General features: G+C 46.1%; 23 protein-coding genes and 2 tRNA genes. 16 read left to right on the top strand and 9 right to left on the bottom strand.

Features of this window, described 5'->3' with window-relative positions; all coding sequences use genetic code 11:
* The first annotated feature begins 102 nt into the window (after positions 1–102).
* Positions 103–1,887 carry a single-stranded-DNA-specific exonuclease RecJ gene (gene recJ / locus ACYSNS_RS08735; RefSeq protein ID WP_461722751.1) on the top strand — a complete coding sequence of 595 codons (1,785 nt, stop codon included), beginning with the start codon at positions 103–105 and terminating at the stop codon, positions 1,885–1,887.
* 140 nt (positions 1,888–2,027) lie between these two features.
* Here recJ and ACYSNS_RS08730 read toward each other — a convergent pair whose 3' ends face one another.
* Together ACYSNS_RS08730 and parE are read right to left on the bottom strand one after the other, a co-directional pair.
* Positions 2,028–4,643: a hypothetical protein gene (locus ACYSNS_RS08730; protein ID WP_461722750.1), complete on the bottom strand. Its 2,616-nt coding sequence runs from the start codon at positions 4,641–4,643 to the stop codon at positions 2,028–2,030.
* A 390-nt stretch (positions 4,644–5,033) separates the two neighbouring features.
* On the bottom strand, positions 5,034–7,112 hold the full coding sequence (gene parE / locus ACYSNS_RS08725) for a DNA topoisomerase IV subunit B (protein WP_461722749.1): 2,079 nt from the start codon (positions 7,110–7,112) through the stop codon (positions 5,034–5,036).
* A 168-nt stretch (positions 7,113–7,280) separates the two neighbouring features.
* Here parE and ACYSNS_RS08720 point away from each other — a divergent pair, with 168 nt between their 5' ends.
* Both ACYSNS_RS08720 and ACYSNS_RS08715 read left to right on the top strand, forming a co-directional pair.
* Positions 7,281–8,240, top strand: coding sequence for a glycosyltransferase family 2 protein (locus tag ACYSNS_RS08720; RefSeq protein ID WP_461722748.1), 960 nt, complete (start codon positions 7,281–7,283; stop codon positions 8,238–8,240).
* Positions 8,237–9,157, top strand: a complete 921-nt coding sequence (locus ACYSNS_RS08715) for a ChbG/HpnK family deacetylase (protein ID WP_461722747.1) — start codon at positions 8,237–8,239, stop codon at positions 9,155–9,157. The genes ACYSNS_RS08720 and ACYSNS_RS08715 overlap by 4 nt, the downstream gene beginning before the upstream one ends.
* 35 nt (positions 9,158–9,192) lie before the next feature.
* Here ACYSNS_RS08715 and ACYSNS_RS08710 read toward each other — a convergent pair whose 3' ends face one another.
* The 7 genes from ACYSNS_RS08710 to ACYSNS_RS08680 all read right to left on the bottom strand — a co-directional run bounded on the left by ACYSNS_RS08710 (position 9,193) and on the right by ACYSNS_RS08680 (position 14,844).
* Positions 9,193–9,597 carry a GtrA family protein gene (locus ACYSNS_RS08710; protein ID WP_461722746.1) on the bottom strand — a complete coding sequence of 135 codons (405 nt, stop codon included), beginning with the start codon at positions 9,595–9,597 and terminating at the stop codon, positions 9,193–9,195.
* Positions 9,598–9,625: 28 nt separating this feature from the next.
* Positions 9,626–11,182: a glucosyltransferase domain-containing protein gene (locus ACYSNS_RS08705; RefSeq protein ID WP_461722745.1), complete on the bottom strand. Its 1,557-nt coding sequence runs from the start codon at positions 11,180–11,182 to the stop codon at positions 9,626–9,628.
* Between the two features lie 13 nt (positions 11,183–11,195).
* Entirely contained in the window at positions 11,196–11,930 is a 735-nt protein-coding gene (gene lipB, locus ACYSNS_RS08700) for a lipoyl(octanoyl) transferase LipB (protein ID WP_461722744.1), read from the bottom strand.
* 334 nt (positions 11,931–12,264) lie between these two features.
* On the bottom strand, positions 12,265–12,915 hold the full coding sequence (locus ACYSNS_RS08695) for a TPM domain-containing protein (RefSeq protein ID WP_461722743.1): 651 nt from the start codon (positions 12,913–12,915) through the stop codon (positions 12,265–12,267).
* Positions 12,909–13,706, bottom strand: a complete 798-nt coding sequence (locus ACYSNS_RS08690) for a TPM domain-containing protein (protein ID WP_461722742.1) — start codon at positions 13,704–13,706, stop codon at positions 12,909–12,911. Before ACYSNS_RS08690 ends, ACYSNS_RS08695 begins: the two co-directional genes overlap by 7 nt.
* 50 nt (positions 13,707–13,756) lie before the next feature.
* Positions 13,757–14,386 (bottom strand): LemA family protein, encoded by a 630-nt coding sequence (locus ACYSNS_RS08685; protein ID WP_461722741.1) that lies wholly within the window; start codon positions 14,384–14,386, stop codon positions 13,757–13,759.
* A gap of 382 nt (positions 14,387–14,768) precedes the next feature.
* Positions 14,769–14,844 (bottom strand) — tRNA-Val (locus ACYSNS_RS08680).
* A 241-nt stretch (positions 14,845–15,085) separates the two neighbouring features.
* Between ACYSNS_RS08680 and ACYSNS_RS08675 the strand changes: the two genes are divergently transcribed.
* The 13 genes from ACYSNS_RS08675 (at position 15,086) to nuoK (ending at position 25,716) form a co-directional block, all read left to right on the top strand.
* Positions 15,086–15,162: transfer RNA gene (locus ACYSNS_RS08675), tRNA-Asp, on the top strand.
* A 470-nt stretch (positions 15,163–15,632) separates the two neighbouring features.
* Positions 15,633–15,998, top strand: coding sequence for an NADH-quinone oxidoreductase subunit A (locus ACYSNS_RS08670; RefSeq protein WP_461722740.1), 366 nt, complete (start codon positions 15,633–15,635; stop codon positions 15,996–15,998).
* Complete coding sequence (locus ACYSNS_RS08665; RefSeq protein WP_461722739.1) at positions 15,989–16,570, top strand: NuoB/complex I 20 kDa subunit family protein; 582 nt, start codon at positions 15,989–15,991, stop codon at positions 16,568–16,570. The genes ACYSNS_RS08670 and ACYSNS_RS08665 overlap by 10 nt, the downstream gene beginning before the upstream one ends.
* Before the next feature lie 14 nt (positions 16,571–16,584).
* Positions 16,585–17,196, top strand: coding sequence for an NADH-quinone oxidoreductase subunit C (locus ACYSNS_RS08660; protein WP_461722738.1), 612 nt, complete (start codon positions 16,585–16,587; stop codon positions 17,194–17,196).
* Positions 17,193–17,633: a GFA family protein gene (locus ACYSNS_RS08655; protein ID WP_461722737.1), complete on the top strand. Its 441-nt coding sequence runs from the start codon at positions 17,193–17,195 to the stop codon at positions 17,631–17,633. Before ACYSNS_RS08660 ends, ACYSNS_RS08655 begins: the two co-directional genes overlap by 4 nt.
* Positions 17,634–17,635: 2 nt before the next feature.
* Positions 17,636–18,826 (top strand): NADH-quinone oxidoreductase subunit D, encoded by a 1,191-nt coding sequence (locus tag ACYSNS_RS08650; RefSeq protein WP_461722736.1) that lies wholly within the window; start codon positions 17,636–17,638, stop codon positions 18,824–18,826.
* Positions 18,826–19,608 carry an NADH-quinone oxidoreductase subunit NuoE gene (gene nuoE, locus ACYSNS_RS08645; protein ID WP_461722735.1) on the top strand — a complete coding sequence of 261 codons (783 nt, stop codon included), beginning with the start codon at positions 18,826–18,828 and terminating at the stop codon, positions 19,606–19,608. Before ACYSNS_RS08650 ends, nuoE begins: the two co-directional genes overlap by 1 nt.
* Before the next feature lie 49 nt (positions 19,609–19,657).
* Entirely contained in the window at positions 19,658–20,965 is a 1,308-nt protein-coding gene (gene nuoF / locus ACYSNS_RS08640) for an NADH-quinone oxidoreductase subunit NuoF (protein ID WP_461722734.1), read from the top strand.
* Between the two features lie 65 nt (positions 20,966–21,030).
* The gene (nuoG, locus tag ACYSNS_RS08635) at positions 21,031–23,100 is read left to right on the top strand and encodes an NADH-quinone oxidoreductase subunit NuoG (protein WP_461722733.1); all 2,070 of its coding nucleotides are present in this window, start codon (positions 21,031–21,033) and stop codon (positions 23,098–23,100) included.
* 24 nt (positions 23,101–23,124) lie between these two features.
* Entirely contained in the window at positions 23,125–24,171 is a 1,047-nt protein-coding gene (gene nuoH, locus ACYSNS_RS08630) for an NADH-quinone oxidoreductase subunit NuoH (protein ID WP_461722732.1), read from the top strand.
* Positions 24,172–24,183: 12 nt separating this feature from the next.
* Positions 24,184–24,675, top strand: coding sequence for an NADH-quinone oxidoreductase subunit NuoI (nuoI, locus tag ACYSNS_RS08625; RefSeq protein WP_461722731.1), 492 nt, complete (start codon positions 24,184–24,186; stop codon positions 24,673–24,675).
* Between the two features lie 98 nt (positions 24,676–24,773).
* On the top strand, positions 24,774–25,394 hold the full coding sequence (locus tag ACYSNS_RS08620; RefSeq protein ID WP_461722730.1) for an NADH-quinone oxidoreductase subunit J: 621 nt from the start codon (positions 24,774–24,776) through the stop codon (positions 25,392–25,394).
* Positions 25,395–25,407: 13 nt separating this feature from the next.
* A complete protein-coding gene (gene nuoK / locus ACYSNS_RS08615; protein WP_461722729.1) occupies positions 25,408–25,716 on the top strand; it encodes an NADH-quinone oxidoreductase subunit NuoK in 309 nt (102 codons plus the stop codon).
* The last annotated feature ends 6 nt before the right edge of the window (positions 25,717–25,722 follow it).

The following is a 25,722-nucleotide window of genomic DNA, read 5'->3' as shown; positions in this document are numbered from 1 at the left end:
TCGTCTTCGCTTACTTAATGAATCCATTTGTATGTTACTTGATATGCCAATATTTATGATCTTGAATTGCTTTTAATTCCGGTTTGTAGCATCACAATCAATATGACGCAGAAAAAACGCTTTTTTTTAAACGTGACGCATTCAGCCGTTGGACAAGCTTGGCTTGATAGTTTGGATGTCGACGGCGCTAATCAAGCAATGGTGATTTCACAGAAATATGGAATTGCTGAACCACTTGCGCGTGTTCTAGCAGCACGCGGTGTAGAGGAACATTTGGCGGTTGACTACCTCAACCCGACTATTCGCAGCTTGTTGCCTGACCCGAAACTTTTGAAAGATATGGAAAAGGCTGCCGATAGGCTGGTGAAAGCCGTTATCGCTAAAGAAAATGTTGCGATCTTCGGAGACTACGACGTCGACGGCGCCTGTTCGTCAGCAATATTATACCGGTTCTTAAGTGCACTTGGCTTAAACTGCCGTATTTATATTCCTGATCGCATAGTCGAGGGATATGGGCCAAATCCGCAAGCCATGAAAATGTTGGTCGAGGAGGGTGCCAGTCTGATTGTTACCGTCGATTGTGGTGCAAATAGCCCTGAAGCCATAAGAGCGGCGCGCCAAGCGCAAGCAGATGTTATTGTTTTGGACCACCATCAAATGGGAAGTATTCACAACGAAGCAAATGCCTTGGTAAACCCCAATCGGCCGGATGATCAATCGGGGCAGGGGCATCTTTGTGCAGCAGGCGTTGTTTTCATGACAATAGCATGGACCAGCCGGTTGTTGCGTCAACAACAACGAAACGGGAATCTGCCGGATATTTTAAAGTATTTAGATTTGGTGGCGCTAGCTACGGTATGTGATGTGGTACCGTTAATGGGAGTCAACCGTGCGTTCGTTACGAAAGGCATCCAGGTCGCGCGCAGCATGAGCAACCCAGGTATCGCAGCATTGTCGAGAGTTTCTCGGGTAGGCGAGCCATTGAATAGCTTCCATCTTGGATATTTACTGGGGCCGCGTATAAATGCTGGTGGGCGTATTGGTGATCCGGCTTTGGGTGCAAAATTGCTTACCTGTGAAAATCTTGAAGAAGCTAATTCTATTGCCGAACAGCTCAATAGCCTCAACCAAGAACGGCAAGACATGGAGGCGCAGCAATTAGAACAAGCTGAGGCCGACGTGGCCTACATGGCGCGTGACGGTATACCGAAAGTGATTGTCGTCGCTCACGCAGACTGGCATCCAGGTATCGTCGGAATCATGGCAGCGCGCCTGAAAGAGCGGTTTCATTGTCCTGCATTTGCAATAGCACTCAAATCCGATGGTACCGGAGCGGGGTCAGGACGTTCAATAAGTGGTATCGATTTGGGAGAACTCGTTCGAGAGGGCGTTGAACTTGGCATATTAGAAAAAGGCGGCGGGCACGCAATGGCTGCGGGCCTCACCATAAAAGAGGCCAACATTGAACAATTCAGGTCATGGTTAGAGGGAAAGTTATCGGAACGGGTTGATAGTTTACGTGCGCAAAAAAGCCTTTTAATTGACGGGACAATTTCTGCGGCCGGCGCTACAAAGGATCTGTATGACATGGTGGATAAAGCTGGACCATTCGGATCAGGTAATGCAACACCGGTCTTTGCTCTTCCCGCGCATCGGCTGGTCGATATTAGAGAAGTGGGAAAAGGGCATCTCACTATGTCTATCTCAAACGTATCGGGAGCCAAATTGAAGGCAATTGCTTTTCGTTCAGTGGGGACTCCGCTTGGAGACTTTCTGCAATCACATGTTGGGCAAACGATCCATATAGCCGGTAATTTGAGTTTAAATTATTGGAATGGCTCCATCTCAACTCAGCTGCGCGTCATTGATGCAGCTGAATCCAGATAGGATAAAGGCAGAGCGAAAACCGCTTATCAACTGTATTGAGGACAAAGGCGTCAATGAAGTGATTTGGCCATCACAAAACCACCTGAGAATAGTTGCAGAGCTGTGATGACCAAATTCGTGTATTCAGGCTCTATCGCCCATCAAAACTGATACTTCAATTTCACAGAACCACCCCCGCCTTGCCTTTGTCCGGCGTAACCTTCACCAGCAACGTCAATGTTGAACGGTTTGCCTTTTACAGGGGTAAATGAAACACCGAGCTCAAGAACGGCGGTGTCTCCTTTCAATGACGGCTTATCAAGCTCGAAACTATAAGCCCGGGCTGATACTTCGCCTTTAAATTCATGTTCGTATGCAGCACCTATATAAGGTTTTATCTGTTCGTTTATGCGGTGGGAATAGCGTGCACCAACTCTGATTTTACTGCTCGCGGAGCTGTCGAAACGCAAACGATCTTTCCCTATTGAAACAGTATCACTTTCCATTTTTGTCCACATGTAGCGCGTATAAACATCCAACGATTGATAATCATTGAAGTTAAACACATAGCCTGCAACTGCATGAGCTCCATAATATCTTACTTTTGAATCGTAACGGCCGCGGTACCCTTCACCATCGACAAGATCAGAACTATCAAAGTCCATCGTGGTTTCACCCGTACGGATGGAACCCTCGGCGTAAAGGCCATCGTTGACGTCAGACCGGAGCTTTGAGACGCGTCCAAGTCCCGTTCCAGAAAAATCTAAACGGAACAACAGTCCTCCACCGCTATAATTTACATTGCCATCGCCATAGATGGAGCCAGTTTCAATTGCATTATAACTATCGTAATTGCCGCGCCCAAATTCATAAAATGCCGCTAAGGTCAATTGATGACCCGCACCGAAAGAAAGTCCTGAAGCGATGCCGAGCGCTGTATTTACGCCTTTTACATCAATATGGCTTCCAGTTTTATAACGTGAAGATCCGCCGCTTGTAACTATGAAAGGCACAAACCCATAGTGCGATACATCAGCATCAGCCGCCGCTAAAGCTGCACGCGCAGCATTGCCACCATGGATAGCTATAAGATCCGAACCTTGTGTCAGGAAGGCAAGAGATGCTGCACGCCCTGCTGAAAACGCGTTGGATGATGGGTTCAATTCAATCGGATCAACAGGCTTAACAGGTGGAATACCCGGTTCAGGATCGGGTGTCGGTTCCGGCTTTGGATCTGGGCCCGGACTAGGCTCGGGATCAGGGTCGGGCTTGGGAGGATTCGGATCAACTTCGGTTTGCTGTTTAACCGTCAGAACGAGGGCATTGCTGCTATCAGACACTTCCATATTGTAGTTCAGGAAGAAACCTTGAGAAACAGTTATATCCTTGCTTCCAAACCCATGCGCTTTGTCGATGAGCGTGATACTGTCACCGACATTCAAAACGTTGCCGTCATTTGTCATGGCGACCGTTTGGGTGGTCCCCGTTAGATTGACTGAATCATTCCCGGTGATTTTAATCAGTGTATCACCACTGACCACATTTTTAGGCAAGATCCAGTTATAGTTTTCGAAATTATAGATCCCTTTGACGCTGCCGCGATATTCATTCAAATTAAGTGTATTGCCACTGAAAATCTCCACGGCATTGGCGTTGTAGTCATAACCGCCATATAGACTTCCGATTATGGACATTTTTTCACCGAAAAGCGCAACTGTGTTATTTACAGCTTGTCCCGATGATGTTGAACCACCAATCACATCCGCATTAATTGTACCGCCGTATATATTGACTTTATTGGACGACGATACCCCACCGGAACTTTGGCCGCCATAAATGGTTCGTGAAACTGTTCCTGCAGTTACATTCACAGTGTTTTCACTAACTAGACCTGAGCCAGGGGTGATGCCGCCAAAGACAAAGCGAACACTTCCACCGTCTATATTAACGGTGTTTCCAGTCGCTTGCTTGCTTGAACTGCTGCCGCCATAAACAAAAGCAACATAGCCTCCAGTTACAGTAACGCGATTTTCTACCGCATCATTCGTACTACTCTCGCCTCCGGATAACGAACCAGAAATCGTACCTTTTGAAAAATCAATGCTATTACCGCTAACCTTTCCGTCTCTGCTCCCTCCACCCACAATGCTCGCTGTAGACGATGTATTGACAGGTAAAAAGGTCCCTCCAGATACAGTGACGTTATTCCCTACAACATCACCACTCAGGCTATATCCACCATAAACCTGACGATACGCAACGCCTGCATTGGCACCATACTGGATGGTACCCCCAGAAATTTCCACTTTATTGCCTGAAACGATACCACGAGCGCTGTAGCCTCCGAAAACAGGGCCCATTGTGCCACCATTGACAGAAACAACATTGTCCATAACGGCACCATCTGCGCTGTAACCGCCATAAACGCGAGAAGGGATGGCGTAAGATGAACCGGAAACACCTGAGTTTACGGTTACATTATTATTGGACGGAGAGGTAACACTTGGCAATAAACTCTGCGCGCCACTATTATCTGCCGCGGGATCGCTTGTTAATTCAGAGCCATTGCCAGTGAAAATAATTTCTTCAGCATATGCAAAAGAACCGATCGTTGCCAACGAAGCGACCGTGCCTGATACTAATTTGAGTAAATGCAGTGCCGCAATTCGGTGATATTCCACACGTTTCGGGAAAAATTCTGCTACAGGACGTAGCGAATGCGAAAATTTCAAAGTGCGCACCGACAAGATGCGTTCTTCGCGGAAAGTATTTTTCATTAGACTACAGGCCGTTTCGGTTCGTGCTTACGACAAAGAGAAAAATCAACCCACCGCTTTAATTCAACGTAGAGCCATAGACTTAAAAAATGGCTAAATTATAACGACTGTTTTTTTATTAGCTCGTAAATGTAATGATGAAGCCACGCCGGCGAACAGGTCACTATTCGATCGAGTTATATCGGGGATCAAATCTTGTTAGGCTCTTTTGATACTTAGCCCTAAAATGGCCCGAACCTTCCCGTATGTGGGTTAAGCGGGCTAATTCCAGATTGAACCAGATAAACCACTTATCACACAACGTATATCCGATTCAAACTGCTACTGAGCCAGGATTGATCCAAAGAAAATTTGAATCTATCCAGAGATAGATATCAAACAGTTTCAGCCCTAAATATCAAGATCGTGCGCGAACACCGCATTTTCTTGAATGAAACGGAAACGAGCTTCTGGTTTGGTTCCCATAAGATCGTCGACAACCTCTTTTGTGAGTTGGTTGTCCAGGACATCAATATCGACGCGCAACAAGGTACGTTTCTTCGGATCCATCGTCGTTTCTTTCAATTGATCCGCGCGCATCTCTCCCAATCCTTTGAAACGTCCGATCTCTATTTTTCCACGTCCGGTAAATTTGGTTTTCAATAACTCATCTTTATGCGCATCATCGCGGGCATAAGCGACATTCCCGCCCTGCGCGATACGATAAAGCGGCGGCACGGCTAGATATAGATGTCCTTCGCGAATAAGGTCAGGCATTTCCTGATAGAAAAATGTAATCAGCAAAGACGCAATGTGGGCGCCGTCGACATCTGCATCCGTCATGATGATGATACGATCATAGCGTAAATCATCTTGCCGGTATTTGGATCGTGTTCCACAGCCAAGTGCTTGCACTAAATCGGCAATTGTTTGGTTGGCGACCAGCTTATCACGGCCAGCACTTGCAACGTTTAGAATCTTCCCGCGGAGAGGCAAAATTGCCTGTGTGGCACGATTGCGCGCCTGTTTTGCAGAACCACCAGCTGAATCACCTTCCACGATAAACAATTCCGCTCCAGCGGCGGCATTTTGGGTGCAGTCGGCTAATTTTCCCGGCAAACGGAGTTTTCTCACCGCTGATTTCCGGCTCACTTCTTTTTCTTGTCGCCGCTTGAGCCGCTCTTCAGCCCGTTCTACAACCCAATCGAGTAGCTTTGTTGCTTCCTGAGGCGCATTTGCAAGCCAATGGTCAAATGGATCACGAATAGCATTTTCCACTATCCGTTGGGCTTCAACAGTGGCGAGACGGTCTTTTGTCTGCCCGACAAATTCGGGTTCACGTATGAAGACTGAAAGCATCGCCGCAGCTGAAATCATAACGTCATCCGTCGTGATAACAGAAGCCCTTTTATTTCCGGTCAGCTCAGCATAGGCCTTTAAACCACGGAGCAATGCCTGCCTTAAACCCGCTTCATGAGTTCCACCTTCACCAGTGGGAATCGTATTGCAATAAGAATGTACGAAACCATCGCCGCCATACCAAGCAACAGACCACTCGACAGATCCGTGGCCGCCGCGCTGCTCTGTTTTTCCAGCAAATATCTCGTTTGTAACGCGATAATCACCCCCAAGAGAAGTTTCTAGGTAGTCCTTCAAACCACCAGGGAAATGAAAAACAGCTTTTTCAGGAACATCTTTTGCTCCATTCAGCTTTTCAGGAGCGCAGCTCCATCTGATTTCAACGCCGCCAAAAAGATAGGCCTTCGAACGCGCCATCTTATAGATGCGTTCGGGCTCAAAAGCAGCTTTATTGCCAAAAATCTCCGCATCCGGATGGAACCGCACACGCGTACCACGACGATTGTGAACATCTCCCAAATCTTGAAGTGGTGTTTGGGGAACGCCACGAGAAAAACATTGTTTGTAGAGCTTTTTACCACGCGCTACCTCGACTTCCATGTCATCGGATAACGCATTTACGACTGAAATACCGACACCATGAAGGCCGCCCGATGTTTCATACGCTTTACCGTCGAATTTTCCGCCAGAATGAAGTTCGGTCATAATCACTTCAAGCGTAGACTTGTCAGGCATTTGAGGATGGTTTTCTACCGGGATACCACGACCGTTATCGGTAACTGTGAGATAGCCTTCAGCATCAAGGGAAACATCGATGAAATTAGCATAGCCCGCCACAGCTTCATCCATAGCATTATCGATCACTTCAGCAAAAAGATGATGCAATGCTTTGCTGTCTGTGCCACCGATATACATCCCCGGGCGAAGACGGACAGGTTCCAAACCTTCTAAAACGCGAATGGAAGATGCCCCGTAACTATCTTCTGCAGCAATTTCAGCCTTTAGAGCTCTTGGTTGCGACATCTGAGGTTCACTGGCGGCCGATTGCACTTTCGGCTCCGTTTTTTCAGTTTCCTTTGCTTTTTGCACATTGCCAAACATGTCAAAAAGATCGTTGTCATTGTCATCCATGGGAGCTTATATCTATCTTCTGGCTTACTTTAAAATTCAACACGAATCATAGCCTAATTTATACATTTTTCAGCAAAAAACGACAACGTTCCTGTTCTGTTCACAAGGCTTTTCTTTCGGCGCATTTCGTGCGAAGAAGTGCAATATAGCACACCATCCGGATTTTCTATGACTAAAATAGCAATTATCAGTCCTGTATATAACGAAGGAAGCAGTATCAACTCTTTTATCAAAAGGGTTGATGAAGTTTTTGCACGTTCGTCATATGAGGTTCGCATTGTTTTGGTTGACGATGGCTCAGTCGATGACAGCTGGTTCCATTTAAAAAATGCAATTGCAAGCGACTGCGAGATCACTAGTATTCGATTAGCAAAAAACTTCGGCAAAGAAGCTGCTATTGCTGCCGGATTGTCGGTAGCGGATGCCGATGTGGTAATAACTATCGACAGTGATTTGCAACACCCTCCAGAGCTTATCCTCGAAATGCTGAAAAAATGGGAAGAGGGGGCCGAGATCGTTGTTGCTGTTAAGGAAGAACGCCAGGAAGAGTCTTTTTTCAGTCGGTTGGCCGCTCAATCCTTTTATCGAATTTTCCGTTGGATTACGGAAAATGATATTCAGGGTTCGAGTGATTTCATTCTTCTCGACCGAAAAGTTGTAAAAGCACTACGCGCGCTCCCCGAAAAATTATTTTTCTATCGTGGTGTCGTTCACTGGTTGGGCTATAAACAAACCAGCGTATCGTTCACCCCGGCAAATCGGTTAGTCGGTGTTAGCGGTTGGTCGTTCTGGAAGAAAGTGAGATTGGCGATCGATTCTCTGACTGGTTTTTCAGCAAAACCGCTTATGTTAATTTGGGCGCTCACACTCGTTTTCATAATTTTCGCTGCACTGGTGGGCGGCGACGCGGTCATCTCTAAGTTCTTAGGCAAGGCGGTGAGCGGCTTTTCAACGCTTATTCTGGTTGTTCTTATTACCGGGATCGCAATTTTGTCGTCTTTTTGTTTACTGACGGTCTATGTCCGACAAATTTTTTATGAAGTAAAGGCACGACCACGATATTTCATAAGTGAGAAAAGTGGCGTTGGTGACGAGGAAACACAGAGTATTGAGGAAAAAGCAAGTTGACATTGCATTGCCTTTTTCATGCTGATGACTTCTCACTAAATGAATCTTGCTCAAATGGCATTATAAAAGCGATGTCCAAAGGGCGGCTGCAGGCTACAAGTATCGTTGCAGGCGGAGCAGACCAAAGCAATTATGATCAACTTAAAAGTGTCGATCCTCTTTATGTGAATGTGCATCTCAATCTTTTAGAGGGAAGGGCGCTCCACACCGGTGGCAATTTGGTTGACATAGCGACCAGTGATGGTTTTTTTCATCTTACACTCGGTCAACTTCTATTAAAGCTCTCAAATCCGCTCAAGCGGGACCTATTGCTTTCTTGGATATTTGACGAATTTTGCAAGCAAATAGACTATGTTCACGCAATTTTCCCGGAGAAACAAATTCGGCTCGATGGGCATCTCCATATTCACGTTTTACCAGCTCTTCGACCGGTTATAAGAGCGCTCATCGAAAAATATCCCATTGCTTACATACGAACGCCGTCAGAGAAATATTACCGAACGAACCGTAACTATTTTTCAAAGCTCAAAGGAAACGCTCGGCGATCTTTGTTGTCTCATTGGGCAAAGGGGATGCAGCAAATCTTGCGTCGATACAATGTCGGCACAGCTGATTATTTCCTTGGTAGTACTTCAAGTTGTGATCTTACGCTCGCAGATATTGACAATGGTTTGGCGAAAATTAAAAAACTTGCGGGTAAAAAAGACGTATTGGTGGAGGTGATGACGCATCCCATTGTCAAATCCTTAGATGCAGATCGGTTTTATAAAGATAGTCGTTACATCAGTGCACATATAACTGATGAACGCTGCAATGAATTGGATGCTTTAATTTCAGAGGCTTTGGTGGACATTCTTTTGAAAAATGATGCCGTTTTCTTTACGTCTGACAGTCGAATAATGGCTATTCGCGACTAAAATCGAATAGAAGGCAATCTTCGAAAAACGAAAGTTCATTTTTTGAAAAAAAAGAAGTGGCTTGTTGCATAGTTTAAAAACAATCCAGAACACGAACCTACCGCAACAGCAAATAACAACACAATAGGCGTTGTCGGGGTGAAATTCTTGAGAATGAGCATACTGGTGAAATAATTAACACTGCCACCGATTGCGGCCAGTGCAATGTAAGTGCTCCAACCTTTCATTTTGCGCAAATGGGCATCTCGTCCTTTAAACGAAATGCGACTGTTGAATATCCATGTAAATGTTGCCGCAACAGCAAAAGCCAGAGCCCTAGCAACCCAAAGGTTTAATCCGAGCGCGCTGAAAATCCATAACATGACAAAATCAATAACAAATGCAATGCTACCTGAAATGGCAAACCATATAAAAGATCGATAACGTTTGTAGACGCTCATTGTTGATTTCTGTTTCGTCTGCGTCATTTCAGTCTTCGTCATCACGACCGATACCGTTGTATTCAGTCAAACACATTTCACGACGACCAACCCAAATAAACAGATGGTCTCCAATATCATATATAGAAAAATAGGGGCGTTTAGTATCTGGTTTCATTTGTGTGGAACATAATTGTCCAACGGTTTTTCGAACATCAATATGTGTCTCCGCCCAAATGACGTTGTCATAGCCAAATTGTTTCAACCGCAACCACAACGTCCAATCTGCTACACGGGGAAGCATATGGCGCAAAAGACGCATTCGTTCGGATGTTGTATCCACAAAAGGTGCAACCCCAAATTTGCCCAGGATGAACGCTGGTTTGTCGATAGGATATTTTTCCAAGGAGGTTGCCAATTGTTGAACCAGATATTGATCACGTTTATTCTGATTGCGAATGGCATTATTGGCAATGTAGCTAAAAGCTAGAGGACAAATCAAAATTAGAATTATGATGAACCATGTAATCCGTGTCGTTGCGATGCGCTGTAAATCGAGTACAAGAGATGACCTTTGTAGGCGTGTTGAAAAGCGCAATGTCAAAAAAACAATGACGACAGAGAAGAAAATTGACGATGCCATGAGGCGCGGTGCGATCCGCCCGTTTCCAACTACTCCATAGAGAACACCTAGAGATAGAGGTAAGATTAGAATAAACGTGAAAGAGACGATTGCTGCACGTAAGAAGCGATGAGAGAACTGAGCGTCTTTATAAAAACGTAATTGGATCTCGAGAAGTCCGACCAATATCGCTAGTCCATACAATGACTTTCCAGTCGATGATAAAAAACCGAAATACCGCGAATACACGTTTTCCAACATAACCGAATAATAATAAAGAATATTTCGGTCACCCATAAAAACCAAGGCGCTTTTCTGCTCGGCGAATTTCTGAATAAATAATTTAGCGAATAGATAATATAATACGCAGATGACGACTGCTAGAATCAGGCCTTTAAGTAAGTATCTTCCTGATTCCTGCAAGCTATCGCCACGGTAAAGACGGTAAAGTACCTCTATGATCATAAGGGTCGTAAAAACATTGATGAATGACTGATAAAAACCCATCGCGATAAAGCAGAATAATGCTGCGCGGATTTTTGCAGTCGGAAAATACGCCCATGCCATTAAACCACAAGCCAACCCAGCTGCCATGATTACGCAATCGAAGCGATAAAGCATAGATGCTAGCAAAAATGGATTAAATAAGAAAGTAATCAAAAGCGTTGCAGTCGTACAATTAAATGGCAGCTTTCGAACCTGTAAGGCGCGACAAGTTGCCGTGACGATCAATACCAATGCTACGACGAGAAAAAGCGGCGATGAGTCTGGAAGCCATTGCCAATCAGCTGAAATGATATGGGCCAATATGTCGGCGAATGGTCGTCCGAGCGGTGACCACCCCGGTTGTTGTTCTACCACCCGGAAATAATCATCGCGATAATAATCATTACTTATAATGAGCGGAAAATAGAATACCAAGATCGATAATATTGCAGTGATATAGAATTTTTGATTATTATCTAATTTTGCATCAACCATCATCTTCAACTTGCTTCTAGATTATCTTTGTGGGCCCAAAAATATCTTCAAATGCAAGTTTAAGTGCAATGTCAAGATCATTCATCGTTACTGGAAGCCCCAAGTCGACGAGGCTTGTCACACCATGATCGGCGATTCCGCAAGGTACGATACCGGAATAATGCGATAGATCCGGTTCAACATTGATTGCGATCCCGTGAAAACTTACCCATTTGCGTAAACGGATACCGATTGCAGCTACTTTATCCTCTGCCGGAAAGCCTTGTTGCGTGGATTTCTTGTCTGGACGGACAACCCAAACACCAACACGGTCCTCTCGTCTTTCGCCCTTTATATTGAAGCGTGCCAACGTTTGAATTATCCACTCTTCCAATGACGCAATAAACGCCCGCACATCCTGTTTACGACGTTTGAGATCTAACATTACATAAGCGATACGCTGACCTGGGCCATGATATGTAAATTCTCCGCCGCGGCCAGCGTCATAGACTGGAAATTTGTCAGGAGCCAACAGGTCACTCATTTGCGCACTTGTGCCAGCGGTATAAAGAGGAGGGTGCTCCAGTAGCCAGATACGTTCTGGACTCTCGCCAGATGCTATGCGCGAAACGTGCTCCTCCATCATCGCGAGTGCATCCGGATACGCAATCAATGTGTCGCTCACCAGCCATTCAACTGGTTCTGACCGATGCGCAGGCTTAAATTGATGATCCAAATTTTCGCGATTCTTGTATTGTTTTGGGTGTGTCATTTGCTATGCCGGAGCCAAATTCGTTTCGAATTAAAATGAACAATTTGCTTTACTCCGTTTTTTAGCCCTGTTGATAGGACTGCACAACCAAAATCGAAATTGCTATCATTGCTTCCCCTGCATTCGCGGCCTTGCCAAACCGTATGATGCTGGAAGTTGTTGGGCTATCCGACTCAACAAGCTTTTCAAAATATCACAAAACTAAGCCGATCAATCCAAATAGGCTGCAATTTTGCTCTATACTGGCGTGTGAGCAACTGAAACTAACAAACCATACAGTTGCTATACTGCCCAGCGAAGGAGGGGCACATAAACGTAATGCTTCAAACGAATCTTATAGTTCTACGATGTGATCTGGAAGTTCGTTTAACGAGCCTTCACTTGGTGGAAAATGCGCCGCTAATATTGTACCGGCATGGTTTATAGCCTCGACGTAGGCTGCGGAAAGTTCACCTTTTTGCGACTGCTGTATCATCCCGCGGATCATCGAATCCCATGTCGATTGCGAAACTTTCTCTGCAATTGCCGTGTCCGCAATCACTTCTGCATAATGTTCTGCCAAGGAGACGAACAACAGAATTGCTGTTCGGTTACTGGTGCGGTGTACATTTTGGGCAAGAAACTGCTTGACAGCGTTGTTATGGCAAATTCCTTTTTTCAGCGACGCTGGTGTCATTGCAAGCCGTAAACCAGGCAAGATAGATAAATAGAAGAGCCCAACAAGATACACCAAAAGCATACCTGCACCAAAATAATGCAGTGGAACATCGCGCCAACTCCAGTGCAGCCAAAAGGCAACAAGAATGGCGGCAATGAAAACCGTCAAGGTCCACACGAAACACGAAGTAAAAAAGTAGGTGTCACTTTCGCGGGTGAATACAGCGTAGATTTCACCGCTCGTCGTCTGTTCTGCGCTATGTATAGCAGCGCTTATTTCGTCATGCTCTTCAATGCTGAAGGACGTTCGATCGCTTGTCTTTACCATCTTCCGGACGCTCCGCCGCCACCTGACGATCCGCCGCCACCGCCGAAGCCGCCACCAAATCCACCACCTGAACGTCCCCCGCCAAAACCGCCACCGAAGCCGCCCCCGCCAATTCCACTGCCGAGAAACCAAAGAGTGAAAACGATTCCAAGCCAACGATAACGCTTAGGCCCGACCTTTTTGCCGAATATAGAGGCCAAAACGGGAAGGCCTACAAAAATGAAAAATAGAACTATGATGATTATGTTGGAAATCGACTCGCGTCGTTCGTCTTGCTGACGCTTGTCAACCTCAATAGCCTGCTTTTCGCGCACGCGTGCTTCAAAATCGGCACGGTTACCTTCAAGGATATCGGTTATGGCATCTGTGGCCTCAACAATACCAAGCTGATAATCGCCGTCGCGGAAATTAGGCAGAATGACACTATTGATGATGACGGCGGAAACAGCGTCCGTTAGATCACCTTCCAATCCATACCCGACTTCTATTCTCACGCGCCGCTCATTCGGAGCGACCAGCAATAATACGCCGTTGTCCATTTTCTTTTGCCCTAGCGCCCATTGTCGGAACAACGTATTGGCAAAATCTTCAATATTATAGCCACCTAAACTAGACACGGTAGCTATGACGACCTGGTCGCCGGTTTGACGCTCAAGTGCTTCTAATTTTTCAGTTAGCCGCAATTTAGTTTGATCATCTAAGAGATTAGCGCGATCGACAATCCTGCCCGTAAGGGCAGGGGTATCTTGTTGCGCAAAAGAATCGCTTAAAAAAAACGGCCCAACGAACATCACAACTGCTATGAATAGCAGCCATAAAAAATTGGGCCGCGTCATAGGGGTCATTGATTGAACTCTACTTTTGGCGCCTGTTGCGCCGCCGTATCAATCGTAAACGTGGGCATCGGCTTTGCGTCGCGGAACCATATCCATGTCCAAATCATGGTGGGCATCGTTTTAATGGCTGTGTTGTAAACACGTACGGCTTCAATATAATCGCGCCGAGCAACTGCTATGCGATTTTCTGTCCCTTCCAGCTGAGACTGTAATGCAAGAAAGTTTTGATTCGCTTTCAAATCAGGATAATTTTCAACCACTGCCATCAATCGAGAAAGTGCTCCGGATAGATTTGCCTGATTGTTCAAAAATTGTTGCATAAGTTCTGGATTATTCAACATATCGGCATTGATTGTTGTTTGCGTGGCTTTTGCCCGCGCTTCCACAACCCCCGTCAGCACCGCCTGCTCGTGTGATGCATATCCCTTAACAGTCTCTACGAGGTTCGGAATCAGATCAGTACGTCTCTGATACTGATTTAATACCTCGCTCCAAGCAGCGTGAGCCTTCTCCTCATTTGTGGGAATGGTGTTAAAGCCGCATCCGCTCAAAAGTGGAACGAAAATCGCCAGCAAGAAGAGTATTGGTGCAGACTTATAGAACTGATTTTTCGAAAGCGTTGTTGTGTAGGACATAAAGGTCTCTCCAAATAAAATCATCTTCGATAACATAGGAGCATATTATGTAATGAAAAGACTAGAGTGGGCGCTATTTCTGTCAAATAACATCTATCCACTCCAATCCAAGCGCAAAACCTCGCGTTTGTTACGCTTGGAGATTTTAACAGCATTCCCGATCGATGGTCACCACACTGCCATTCATGGTCGTTGGTAGCCGAACTCTTTTATACGGCAACGGCCCACCTTCATTCGCTAACTTTGAATCATCAAATGCAAAGGATAGTTCTACAAATTTTGCACGACAGAAATGCCAAAGAAAAATCAAAAAAGATAAATTCTTCATCAAGTCTCTGAGTGAGACGCTAAAAACCTGCCGGATATATAAAGGAAATATAAGTGGTGGGCGATGAGAGACTCGAACTCCCGACATCCTCGGTGTAAACGAGGCGCTCTACCAGCTGAGCTAATCGCCCACTGTTACGTATATCCGTAACAAGGTGTGCATGCTTTAGGCAAAACTTTCGTGAAGTGCAAGCAAAAGATGACAAAGAATTTTTTTTTTTTTGGAGAAAAATAAAAAACACCGCGTTTGCGGGCATTTGATGAAAGAACGTTATTTTTTTTATAAAAAAGATTTTCATGTCGCTTGACAGGAGCAAACGAACCCCTTAAACGACCGCTCACACCAGTTAAAATGACTGGTTCGAAAAGTGCGCGGGTGTAGCTCAGTTGGTTAGAGTGCCGGCCTGTCACGCCGGAGGTCGCGGGTTCGAGCCCCGTCACTCGCGCCATTTTTCGAAAATCAAATTCCCAAAAAAAAGATGGAACAAAGGGTCGCTTCTGTTCAGAAGTGTTTTCTAGTTGTGTTATAACGGCACAATGCAGATTGCGAACGCCTTGGCTCGCAAAAACGTGATCAATCAAAACGATTTGATCGCATTGTGAAATTTCATCCGACTTTTTTTAGAGCTTTTCTAACTGACTGGTTTTATGCTCTTTTTCTCATCTGCGACTTGAGTGGCGCACGAAAAATCCCTCTTTCCATACTGCAATTTGTGCACAGTTTGCATTTTTCTGATTGCGTTACCTATTGCGTCAAAACGTTCTGTGGGGTAACCCTCCTGCTAAGATTTGTCGCACGGCATGCCCTTGAAGCTGTACGGGCGGGATTAACAAGAAATTTGACAGATTCACCCAGTCTGAATTAAGCAGGGTGTATTGGTTGTGTTAATTCAGCACCTATTAAAGGCAGAAGTGGACCATGACTGATCTATTAAGCTCCTATTTGCCCGTATTGATTTTTATCGTCGTGTCGGCACTCATATCCGGTGTGTTGTTGGTGATGCCCTATATAGTGGCATACCGTTCGCCGGACCCTGAAAAGCTTTCGGCATATGAATGCGGTTTCAATTCTTTCGATGACGCGCGTATGAAATTCGATATCCGGTTTTATCTGGTGTCAATTTTGTTCATTATTTTCGATCTTGAGGTTGCATTTCTCTTCCCTTGGGCTGTGTCTTTCGGCGCGATGGGGTGGTTCGGTTTTTGGTCGATGATGGTCTTTTTGGCGGTTTTGACGATCGGTTTCATTTATGAGTGGAAAAAGGGAGCCTTGGAATGGGATTGACAGGCAGCAATTCAACTTTGGTCGCTCCGAAGCCCAAAGGGATTATTGATCCCAATACGGGCAAACTCATCGGATCTGATGATAAGTTTTTTCAAGATATAAATGCTGAGTTGTCTGATAAGGGCTTTTTGGTCACATCTGCTGATGCTTTGATAACTTGGGCTCGCACTGGTTCTCTCATGTGGATGAGCTTTGGTTTAGCCTGTTGTGCGATTGAAATGATGCAGTGTTCAATGCCGCATTATGACAATGAGCGTTTTGGCTATGCACCACGTGCTTCACCGCGGCAATCCGATGTTATGATGGTAGCTGGTACGTTGACGAATAAAATGGCGCCAGCATTACGTAAGGTCTATGATCAGATGCCTGAGCCGCGTTACGTGATATCAATGGGCTCTTGTGCGAATGGTGGTGGCTATTATCACTATTCATATTCAGTTGTGCGTGGTTGTGATCGTATTGTTCCGGTTGACATCTATATTCCCGGCTGCCCTCCAACAGCTGAAGCGCTACTATATGGCGTCTTGCTGTTGCAGAAGAAAATCCGGCGTACCGGTTCTATCGAGCGTTGATGAAGGCTGTTTAAATGACTGTAGAAGCATTGACTGAATTGCAGACGTATCTAACTGAGCGGCTTGGTAAAAAAATCCACGAATCGACGATGGCTTTCGGTGAACTGACGTTGATATCGGAACTCAATTCTATTGTTGATGTGTTGATGTTTTTGCGTGATGACTCTCAGTGCCAGTTCATTAATTTAACCGACATAAGTGGCGTTGATTATCCGCAGCGCGACAAGCGTTTTGATGTTTCTTATCAGCTCTTGTCACCGCGTCAGAATCTGCGTTTGCGTGTAAAGGTTCGTACCGACGAAGATACACCGGTTCAGTCGGCCTGCGCGGTTTTCCCAGGTGCTGAGTGGTATGAGCGTGAAACCTACGACATGTATGGTATTCTGTTTTCAGGGCATCCTGATCTCCGCCGTATTTTGACGGATTACGGCTTTGAGGGGCATCCTTTACGCAAGGATTTTCCCGTAACAGGATTTGTTGAATGCCGTTACGACAATGAGGTCAAAAGAGTTATTTATGAGCCTGTTGTATTGCGGCAAGAAATGCGCAACTTTGATTTTCTGTCACCGTGGGAAGGTACTGAATATATCCTACCGGGCGATGAAAAGGCGGGTGGTGCTAAATGATTGCATCAGACAAATCATATCCGTCTCGTGAGGGTGGCTGCATCTGTGGTGAAGTTCGCTTTCGGGCAGAGCCAAAATCTTTAGATGTCGGGGTATGTCATTGTGGCATGTGTCGGCGTTGGAGTGGTGGTGTTTTTATGGCGATAGAAGTTCAACCCGACTGGCAGGAAATCGGTAAGTCGGAATCTTCGGTTTATACATCATCCGATTGGGGCCAGAGACGGTTTTGTCATCATTGCGGAACAACCATAGGTTGGCAGCTTCAAGACGGTTCCCATCTATCACTGGCTGTTCCAGCTTTTGATAATGATGATGGTTTTGTGTTTACTTCTGAAATCTATATCGACAAAAAACCCGCATATTATGAATTTGCTAATCAAACCAGCAAGTTAACTGAGGCCGAGGTGTTGGCCGCGCTTGCAGAAAAGGGGATTTGATCGTGGCTGAGGTCAATGTCCGGAACTTTAATATCAACTTTGGTCCGCAGCATCCGGCGGCGCATGGTGTTTTGCGTATGGTGCTTGAATTGGACGGTGAAGTGGTGGAGCGCGTTGATCCACATATCGGTTTGCTCCATCGTGGTACCGAGAAGTTGATGGAAACGAAAACCTATCTTCAAGCCACACCTTATCTCGACCGACTTGATTACGTGGCGCCAATGAATCAGGAACATGCTTTTGTTCTTGCCGTAGAAAAGTTGCTTGGTGTCGAAGTGCCAAAGCGTGGCCAATTAATTAGGGTATTGTTCTCAGAAATCGGTCGAATTCTAAATCATCTGCTGAATGTTACCACCCAAGCCATGGACGTTGGCGCTTTGACGCCACCTTTATGGGGTTTTGAGCAGCGTGAAAAACTGATGATCTTCTATGAGCGCGCCTGTGGCGCTCGCTTACATGCCAATTATTTTCGTCCAGGCGGTGTGCATCAGGATCTGCCTGAAGTCTTGGTTGAAGATATCGGGAATTTCATAGATCCTTTTTTGGTCGCACTTGGTAAACTTGATGCACTCGTAACACCAAATCGTATTTTCAAGCAGCGTAACGCAGATATTGGTGTTGTCAGCATCGATGAAGCTTGGGCACGCGGTTTTTCTGGCGTGATGATTCGCGGCGCGGGTGTTCCGTGGGATCTTCGTAAGAGCCAGCCCTATGAATGTTATGACGAGATGGAGTTTGATATTCCGGTCGGTAAGAATAGCGATTGTTACGACCGCTATCTGATCCGTATGGAAGAAATGCGTCAATCAGCGCGGATTATGCGTCAGTGCGTCGAGCGTTTGCTCAGCACGGAAAAGGATAGCCCGGTTTCATCGCTCGATCATAAGATCACGCCGCCTAAGCGTAGTGCGATGAAAAACTCTATGGAATCCCTCATTCATCACTTTAAACTTTTCACAGAGGGTTTCCATACACCTGCCGGTGAGGTTTATGCGGCGGTAGAAGCTCCAAAAGGTGAGTTTGGTGTCTATCTCGTGTCGGATGGCACGAATAAACCCTATCGTGTAAAATTACGTGCACCCGGTTTTGCGCACCTGCAGGCTATGGATTTCCTTACAAAAGGGCATATGCTCGCAGATGCAACTGCAATTCTTGGTTCAATTGATATCGTTTTTGGAGAGGTTGATCGCTGATGTCCGTGCGTCGTCTTGCTGATGAAGCCCAACAACCGGGTATTTTCTCTTTCAATAAGGAAAACCAGCTCTGGGCTGAAAAAACTATTGCGAAATATCCTGAAGGTCGTCAGCAATCTGCAGTCATACCGCTATTGATGCGCGCACAGGAACAAGATGGCTGGGTAACGCGTGCAGCAATTGAGCATATCGCTGATATGTTATCTATGGCATACATCCGCGTTATGGAAGTGGCTACGTTCTATACTCAGTTTCAATTGAAACCTGTTGGCACAAAAGCGCACATACAGGTCTGCGGTACCACACCTTGCATGTTGCGCGGTTCGGGTGAACTCATTAAAGTATGTCAAAATAAGATCCATCATGATCCCTTTGCGACGAATAAAGATGGTACACTTTCATGGGAAGAAGTTGAATGTCTGGGTGCATGTGTTAATGCCCCGATGGTTATGATCTTCAAAGATACATATGAGGATTTGACGCCAGAGCGTCTTGAAGAGATTATAGATGCCTTTGAGGCCGGTAAGGGTAATACCGTTCCTGTAGGGCCGCAAAACAGTAGAACTTCTTCTGAACCGATCTCTGGATTAACCTCCCTAACGGATACTGAATCGAAATCAAAATCCGCGGGGGTTAAGGCATCGGTGAAGAGTGCAGCACGCGAAGCGGCAACACCTGCAACCGACGCGGCGTCAAAAGACACGGATACGTTGGTCGGTTCTCCCGCAATCAAAACACCGGTTGAAAAACGGAATACCGACAAAAAAACTACGAAGAAATAGCTTTAGTTAAAACAATTAACGTATTGATTGATAGAGGAAAAGGTGAGACATGCTGGCTGATAAGGATCGCATCTTCACCAATATTTACGGTTTCAAGGATAAGTCGCTCAAAGGCGCGATGTCGCGCGGCAATTGGGACGGTACGAAAGCTATCCTGCAAAAAGGCCGTGATTGGATTATCGACGAGATGAAAGCCTCGGGACTTCGTGGTCGCGGTGGTGCGGGCTTTCCAACCGGTATGAAATGGTCTTTCATGCCAAAACAGAGCGATGGCCGCCCGCATTACCTCGTCGTTAATGCTGACGAATCCGAGCCTGGTACCTGCAAGGATCGCGAAATATTGCGGCATGATCCGCATACGCTGATCGAAGGTTGCGTCATCGCAACATTTGCAATGGGTGCCAATACGGCTTTTATTTATATCCGCGGTGAATACATCCGTGAACGTGAAGCTTTACAGGCCGCAATTGATGAATGTTATGAAGCAGGTCTACTTGGCAAAAAGACCAAACACGGGCACCCTTGTGATATCATTGTTCATCATGGCGCAGGTGCTTATATTTGCGGTGAGGAAACCGCTCTCCTTGAAAGCTTGGAAGGTAAAAAGGGCCAACCTCGCTTGAAGCCTCCTTTTCCTGCCAATATGGGTATTTACGGTTGTCCCACGACGGTAAATAATGTGGAATCGATTGCTGTTGCACCAACGATTTTGCGCCGCGGCGCGGCTTGGTTTTCCGCCATTGGTCGTCCCAATAATGTAGGGACGAAGCTGTTCATGATATCCGGGCATGTTAATACGCCTTGTACAGTTGAAGAAGGTTTAGGAATAACATTCCGCGAGCTGATAGAAAAACACGCAGGTGGCATTCGAGGAGGTTGGGATAATCTTCTTGCGGTTATTCCCGGTGGCGCGTCCTGCCCGGTTGTGCGTGGCGAAAATATGCCTGATGCCATCATGGATTTCGACGGCATGCGGGAAGTTGGCTCTTCTTTTGGCACTGGCGGAGCTATCGTCATGGATAAATCAACAGATATCATAAAGGCTATCTGGCGTATTACAGCATTTTTCAAGCATGAAAGCTGTGGGCAGTGTACCCCGTGTCGTGAAGGTACCGGCTGGATGATGCGTCTATTGGGAAGAATGGTAGAAGGACGCGCGCAAAAACGCGAGATTGACCTTCTTTTCGATGTATCAAAACAAGTGGAAGGGCATACGATCTGTGCGCTCGGCGATGCTGCAGCGTGGCCTGTTCAAGGACTCATTCGTAATTTCCGTCCTGAGATCGAAAAGCGAATTGACGATTATACGCGAAATGTCGTGCAAAGCAAAAATATCGCTTTGGAAGCGGCAGAGTAGTTATACTTATTTGGTTAAAACAAAGAACTAAAGTTTAAGCGGAAATACCGCGGACTGGAATGATGATGGCGAAGATCAAAGTTGACGGTAAAGAGATCGAAGTACCCGATCACTATACGCTGCTACAGGCGGCCGAAGCGGCTGGTGCTGAGGTGCCACGTTTTTGTTTCCACGAGCGTCTTTCAGTCGCAGGAAATTGCCGTATGTGCTTGGTTGAAGTCAAGGGAGGGCCTCCAAAGCCTCAGGCGTCTTGCGCAATGGGTGTGAGAGATTTGCGCCCTGGTCCGAATGGTGAAGCGCCTGAAATGTTTACCGATACACCAATGGTAAAAAAAGCGCGTGAAGGCGTGATGGAATTTCTTCTCATCAATCATCCGCTTGATTGCCCTATCTGCGATCAAGGCGGCGAATGTGACTTGCAAGATCAGGCAATGGCCTATGGTCACGACTTTTCGCGTTACAAAGAAAATAAAAGAGCCGTCGAAGATAAGTATATTGGCCCGTTGGTAAAAACGGTCATGACACGTTGTATTCATTGCACACGTTGCGTGCGCTTTACAACCGAAGTCGCCGGCATATCCGAGCTCGGCCTCATCGGTAGGGGTGAAGATGCTGAAATCACCACCTATCTCGAACAGGCGATGACCTCAGAATTGCAGGGAAATGTGATTGATCTATGCCCCGTCGGCGCGCTAACTTCTCGCCCCTATGCATTCCATGCACGGCCTTGGGAGTTAACCAAGACTGAATCGATTGACGTAATGGATGCGCTCGGCAGTGCAATTCGCGTTGATACACGTGGTCGCGAAGTCATGCGCATTATGCCTCGGATCAATGAAGACATTAACGAAGAATGGATCTCGGATAAAACACGTTTCATATGGGATGGCTTGCGGACACAGCGGCTTGATCGGCCTTATATCAGAAAAGATGGAACTTTGATTGCGTCAAGTTGGAGCGAAGCTTTTGCGGCGATCAAATCTGCAGTCACTAATACGCCAGCGAAAAAAATCGGAGCGATTTCTGGTGACTTGGCCACTGTCGAAGAAATGTACGCTCTCAAATTGCTCATGGCTTCGCTCGGATCTGATAGTATCGATTGTCGCCAAGACGGTTCCGTCCTGGCAACGGAAAACGGTCGGTCTTCATATGTGTTTAATCCTACGATCGCGGGCATAGAACAGGCAGATGCTTTACTAATTATCGGCAGCAATCCACGGTTTGAGGCAGCCGTGCTTAATGCCCGTATCCGCAAACGCCAGCGTATGGGGCATTTTCCTGTCGGTCTCATCGGTGAACAAGTTGATTTAAAATATCCCTACTCATACTTGGGTGCGGGAAGCGATAGTTTATCGTTGTTATCAAACGGAAAAGGTGAGTTTTTTGATATTCTCAAAAATGCTGAAAAGCCGCTTATTCTCATTGGTCAAAACGCGCTAACTGGAAAGAATGGCATTGCTATTCTTCAAGCTGCTGCAAAGCTTAGCGTTAAGGTTGGGGCATTATCGGACGATTGGAACGGTTTTGCCGTCCTGCACACCGCTGCTTCACGTGTCGGCGGTCTCGACATTGGTTTTGTATCGGATAAGGGAGCCGACGACATTATCAAGTCCTCTGAATTGTTGTTTCTCCTCGGCGCGGATGAAATTGATCTCGGTTCGAAAAAGGGCTTTACCGTTTACATAGGTAGCCACGGTGATGCTGGGGCTCATGCGGCAGATGTTATTTTGCCTGCTTCTGCCTATACTGAAAAATCTGGCATCTACGTCAATACTGAGGGGCGTGTGCAGATGACCAACCGAGCAGGTTTCGCCCCGGGCGAAGCCAAGGAAGACTGGGCGATCCTACGCGCATTATCCGAGGTTTTAGGTCAGAAGCTTCCGTTTGATTCGTTGAACCAGTTACGGCAAAAATTGTTCGCAGATTTCCCGCATATGGGTTCGATTGGATCAATCAAACCTGGAAATATCGGCGATATCACAAAGTTAGGCTCACAAGTCGGTGAACTGGGCAAGCAAACATTTGCTTCTGCGGTAAAAGACTTCTATTTGACGAACCCAATAGCGCGTGCGTCGGCAGTTATGGCCGAATGTTCGGCTCTTGCCAAAGCCCGTTTAACGGAAGCTGCAGAGTAAGGGTAGAGAGGAAAAGTAACGACAATGTACGATTTCTTTATAACCTGGCTTTTGCCCTTATTGATTGTGGTTGGTAAAACCGTATTGCTTCTGGTTGTTCTGTTGGTTTTGATCGCCTATCTGCTTTATGCAGATAGAAAAATCTGGGCTGCTGTGCAATTACGTCGCGGGCCGAATGTCGTCGGGCCATGGGGATTGTTTCAATCCTTTGCCGATTTGATCAAGTTCGTGGTCAAGGAACCTATTATTCCGGCTGGGGCTAATAAGGGTGTGTTCCTTCTGGCGCCGTTTATTTCAGCAGCACTTGCCTTATCTGCATGGGCTGTGGTTCCGGTAAATGAAGGTTGGGCTGTAGCCAGTATCAACATAGGTCTCCTATATATTCTGGCCATATCATCGCTCGAAGTCTACGGCGTAATTATGGGCGGCTGGGCATCAAACTCCAAATACCCGTTTCTCGGCGCCTTGCGCTCAGCTGCACAAATGGTTTCTTATGAGGTTTCGATAGGTTTTGTTCTTGTAACTGTAATCCTTGTCAGCGGATCTTTGGACCTGACAACGATTGTAAAAGAACAAAACACCGGCTTGGGCACAAATCTCGGTATGCCCTTTGGTAGCTTTCTTGATTGGAATTGGCTCGCTCTCTTTCCAATGTTTATAATCTTCTTCATTTCTGCTCTGGCGGAAACAAATCGCCCTCCTTTTGATCTGGTCGAGGCTGAATCCGAACTTGTTGCCGGCCATATGATCGAATATTCATCAACACCATACATGCTGTTCTTTTTGGGAGAATATGTAGCCATCGTCTTGATGTGTGCTTTGACGACTATTCTATTCTTGGGTGGTTGGCTTCCACCATTAGATGTATGGTGGTTGAATTGGGTTCCGGGTGTTATCTGGTTTGTATTGAAGGTATGCTTTGTATTCTTCTGGTTCGCTATGGTGAAAGCCTTCGTACCGCGCTATCGTTATGATCAGCTGATGCGTTTGGGTTGGAAAGTTTTTCTGCCGCTTTCATTGGCAATGGTCGTTATTACCGCCGCCTTCCTCAAAATTACCAATCTCGGTTAAGGAGTGGAGCAAATGTCAGGTCTTTATCAAGCTGCAAAATCGCTTCTCCTTCTGGAGTTCGTAAGCGCCTTCTTTTTGGCAATGCGTCAATTTTTCTCGCCTAAGCCGACGATTAATTATCCTTATGAGAAGGGCGTCGTCTCACCTCGGTTTCGCGGTGAGCACGCTTTGCGTCGCTATCCCAATGGTGAAGAGCGTTGCATTGCATGTAAATTATGTGAAGCAATTTGTCCTGCGCAAGCCATTACAATTGAAGCAGGTCCTCGCCGTAACGATGGTACTCGCCGTACAGTTCGCTACGATATTGATATGGTAAAATGCATCTATTGCGGCTTCTGTCAGGAAGCTTGTCCGGTTGAAGCGATTGTCGAGGGGCCAAATTTCGAATTTGCGACCGAGACGAGAGAAGAATTGTACTACGACAAGGAAAAACTCCTTGCCAACGGCGATCGTTGGGAGCGTGAAATCGCTCGCAACATCGCGATTGATGCGCCTTATCGCTAAGGTGCAAAATGAGTGGTCGGGTAGAGAATACACGACATAATGCAATCCGACGTGAACTTGTTTACGTCAACCTTTTTGGTTTAACTTAGGGGAAACCAATGCTAACAGGTCTAGCTGCGGCGTTTTTCTATTTGTTCGCCTTCATCATGCTCGCGAGTGCGGTCATGGTTGTTGCCGCGCGCAATCCGGTCCATTCTGTACTTTTTCTTATTTTGGCATTTTTCAATGCTGCAGCATTATTCCTGCTAACAGGTGCTGAGTTCCTCGGTCTTATACTGCTGGTCGTTTATGTTGGCGCTGTGGCCGTTCTGTTCCTTTTCGTTGTCATGATGCTTGACGTTGATTTCGCAGAACTGAAAACCGGTGCTTTAAAATACGCTCCAATCGGTGCGCTTATTGGAATTATAGTTGCTGTAGAGCTCATAGTAGTTTTCGTCAGCATGCGTTTTTCGCCAACGGTAGCGCAACATGTTACGCAACCTATGCCCGACTTAGCGCAACGATCAAACACACAAGCCTTAGGTGACATTCTTTATACGGACTATGTTTTTTACTTCCAGATAGCTGGTCTTGTTTTGCTGGTTGCCATGATCGGCGCCATTGTTTTGACACTGCGACATAAAGCCGGTGTAAAGCGTCAGTCTATTGCCGAGCAGGTCGCGCGTTCTCCAGAAAACGCGATTGAGATCAAAAAGGTCCAGTCTGGAAAAGGGATTTAACGGGAAGACTATTATGCACGTTGATATTGCTCACTATCTGACCGTTTCTGCCATGATGTTCACAATCGGCATTTTCGGTATTTTTCTGAATAGAAAGAATGTCATTATCATTCTGATGTCGATTGAGTTGATTTTGCTTTCTGTCAATCTGAACTTCGTAGCATTCTCTTCGGTTTTACACGATCTGGTAGGGCAGGTGTTCGCCTTGTTCGTGTTGACTGTTGCTGCTGCTGAAGCAGCTATTGGCTTGGCTATACTTGTTGTGTTCTTCCGTAACCGCGGTTCAATTGCGGTTGAAGATGTTAATGTGATGAAAGGCTGACGCGTT

This window comes from Bartonella sp. LJL80 (genome assembly GCF_054871565.1).
The sequence above is the reverse complement of the archived record's forward strand: the minus strand, read 5'-3'. Positions and strand labels throughout refer to the sequence as shown.

Coding starts and splice junctions, on each gene's coding strand:
- parE (WP_461722749.1), bottom strand. CDS start 7,112: ATGGATGACAATGACAACGATCTTTTTGACATGTTTGGCAATGTGCAA.
- ACYSNS_RS08620 (WP_461722730.1), top strand. CDS start 24,774: ATGCTAACAGGTCTAGCTGCGGCGTTTTTCTATTTGTTCGCCTTCATC.
- ACYSNS_RS08685 (WP_461722741.1), bottom strand. CDS start 14,386: ATGTCCTACACAACAACGCTTTCGAAAAATCAGTTCTATAAGTCTGCA.
- recJ (WP_461722751.1), top strand. CDS start 103: ATGACGCAGAAAAAACGCTTTTTTTTAAACGTGACGCATTCAGCCGTT.
- nuoI (WP_461722731.1), top strand. CDS start 24,184: ATGTCAGGTCTTTATCAAGCTGCAAAATCGCTTCTCCTTCTGGAGTTC.
- ACYSNS_RS08705 (WP_461722745.1), bottom strand. CDS start 11,182: ATGATGGTTGATGCAAAATTAGATAATAATCAAAAATTCTATATCACT.
- ACYSNS_RS08730 (WP_461722750.1), bottom strand. CDS start 4,643: ATGAAAAATACTTTCCGCGAAGAACGCATCTTGTCGGTGCGCACTTTG.
- ACYSNS_RS08710 (WP_461722746.1), bottom strand. CDS start 9,597: ATGAGCGTCTACAAACGTTATCGATCTTTTATATGGTTTGCCATTTCA.
- ACYSNS_RS08695 (WP_461722743.1), bottom strand. CDS start 12,915: ATGGTAAAGACAAGCGATCGAACGTCCTTCAGCATTGAAGAGCATGAC.
- nuoG (WP_461722733.1), top strand. CDS start 21,031: ATGGCGAAGATCAAAGTTGACGGTAAAGAGATCGAAGTACCCGATCAC.
- nuoE (WP_461722735.1), top strand. CDS start 18,826: ATGTCCGTGCGTCGTCTTGCTGATGAAGCCCAACAACCGGGTATTTTC.
- nuoK (WP_461722729.1), top strand. CDS start 25,408: ATGCACGTTGATATTGCTCACTATCTGACCGTTTCTGCCATGATGTTC.
- ACYSNS_RS08655 (WP_461722737.1), top strand. CDS start 17,193: ATGATTGCATCAGACAAATCATATCCGTCTCGTGAGGGTGGCTGCATC.
- ACYSNS_RS08690 (WP_461722742.1), bottom strand. CDS start 13,706: ATGTTCGTTGGGCCGTTTTTTTTAAGCGATTCTTTTGCGCAACAAGAT.
- ACYSNS_RS08670 (WP_461722740.1), top strand. CDS start 15,633: ATGACTGATCTATTAAGCTCCTATTTGCCCGTATTGATTTTTATCGTC.
- lipB (WP_461722744.1), bottom strand. CDS start 11,930: ATGACACACCCAAAACAATACAAGAATCGCGAAAATTTGGATCATCAA.
- ACYSNS_RS08665 (WP_461722739.1), top strand. CDS start 15,989: ATGGGATTGACAGGCAGCAATTCAACTTTGGTCGCTCCGAAGCCCAAA.
- ACYSNS_RS08720 (WP_461722748.1), top strand. CDS start 7,281: ATGACTAAAATAGCAATTATCAGTCCTGTATATAACGAAGGAAGCAGT.
- ACYSNS_RS08660 (WP_461722738.1), top strand. CDS start 16,585: ATGACTGTAGAAGCATTGACTGAATTGCAGACGTATCTAACTGAGCGG.
- nuoF (WP_461722734.1), top strand. CDS start 19,658: ATGCTGGCTGATAAGGATCGCATCTTCACCAATATTTACGGTTTCAAG.
- nuoH (WP_461722732.1), top strand. CDS start 23,125: ATGTACGATTTCTTTATAACCTGGCTTTTGCCCTTATTGATTGTGGTT.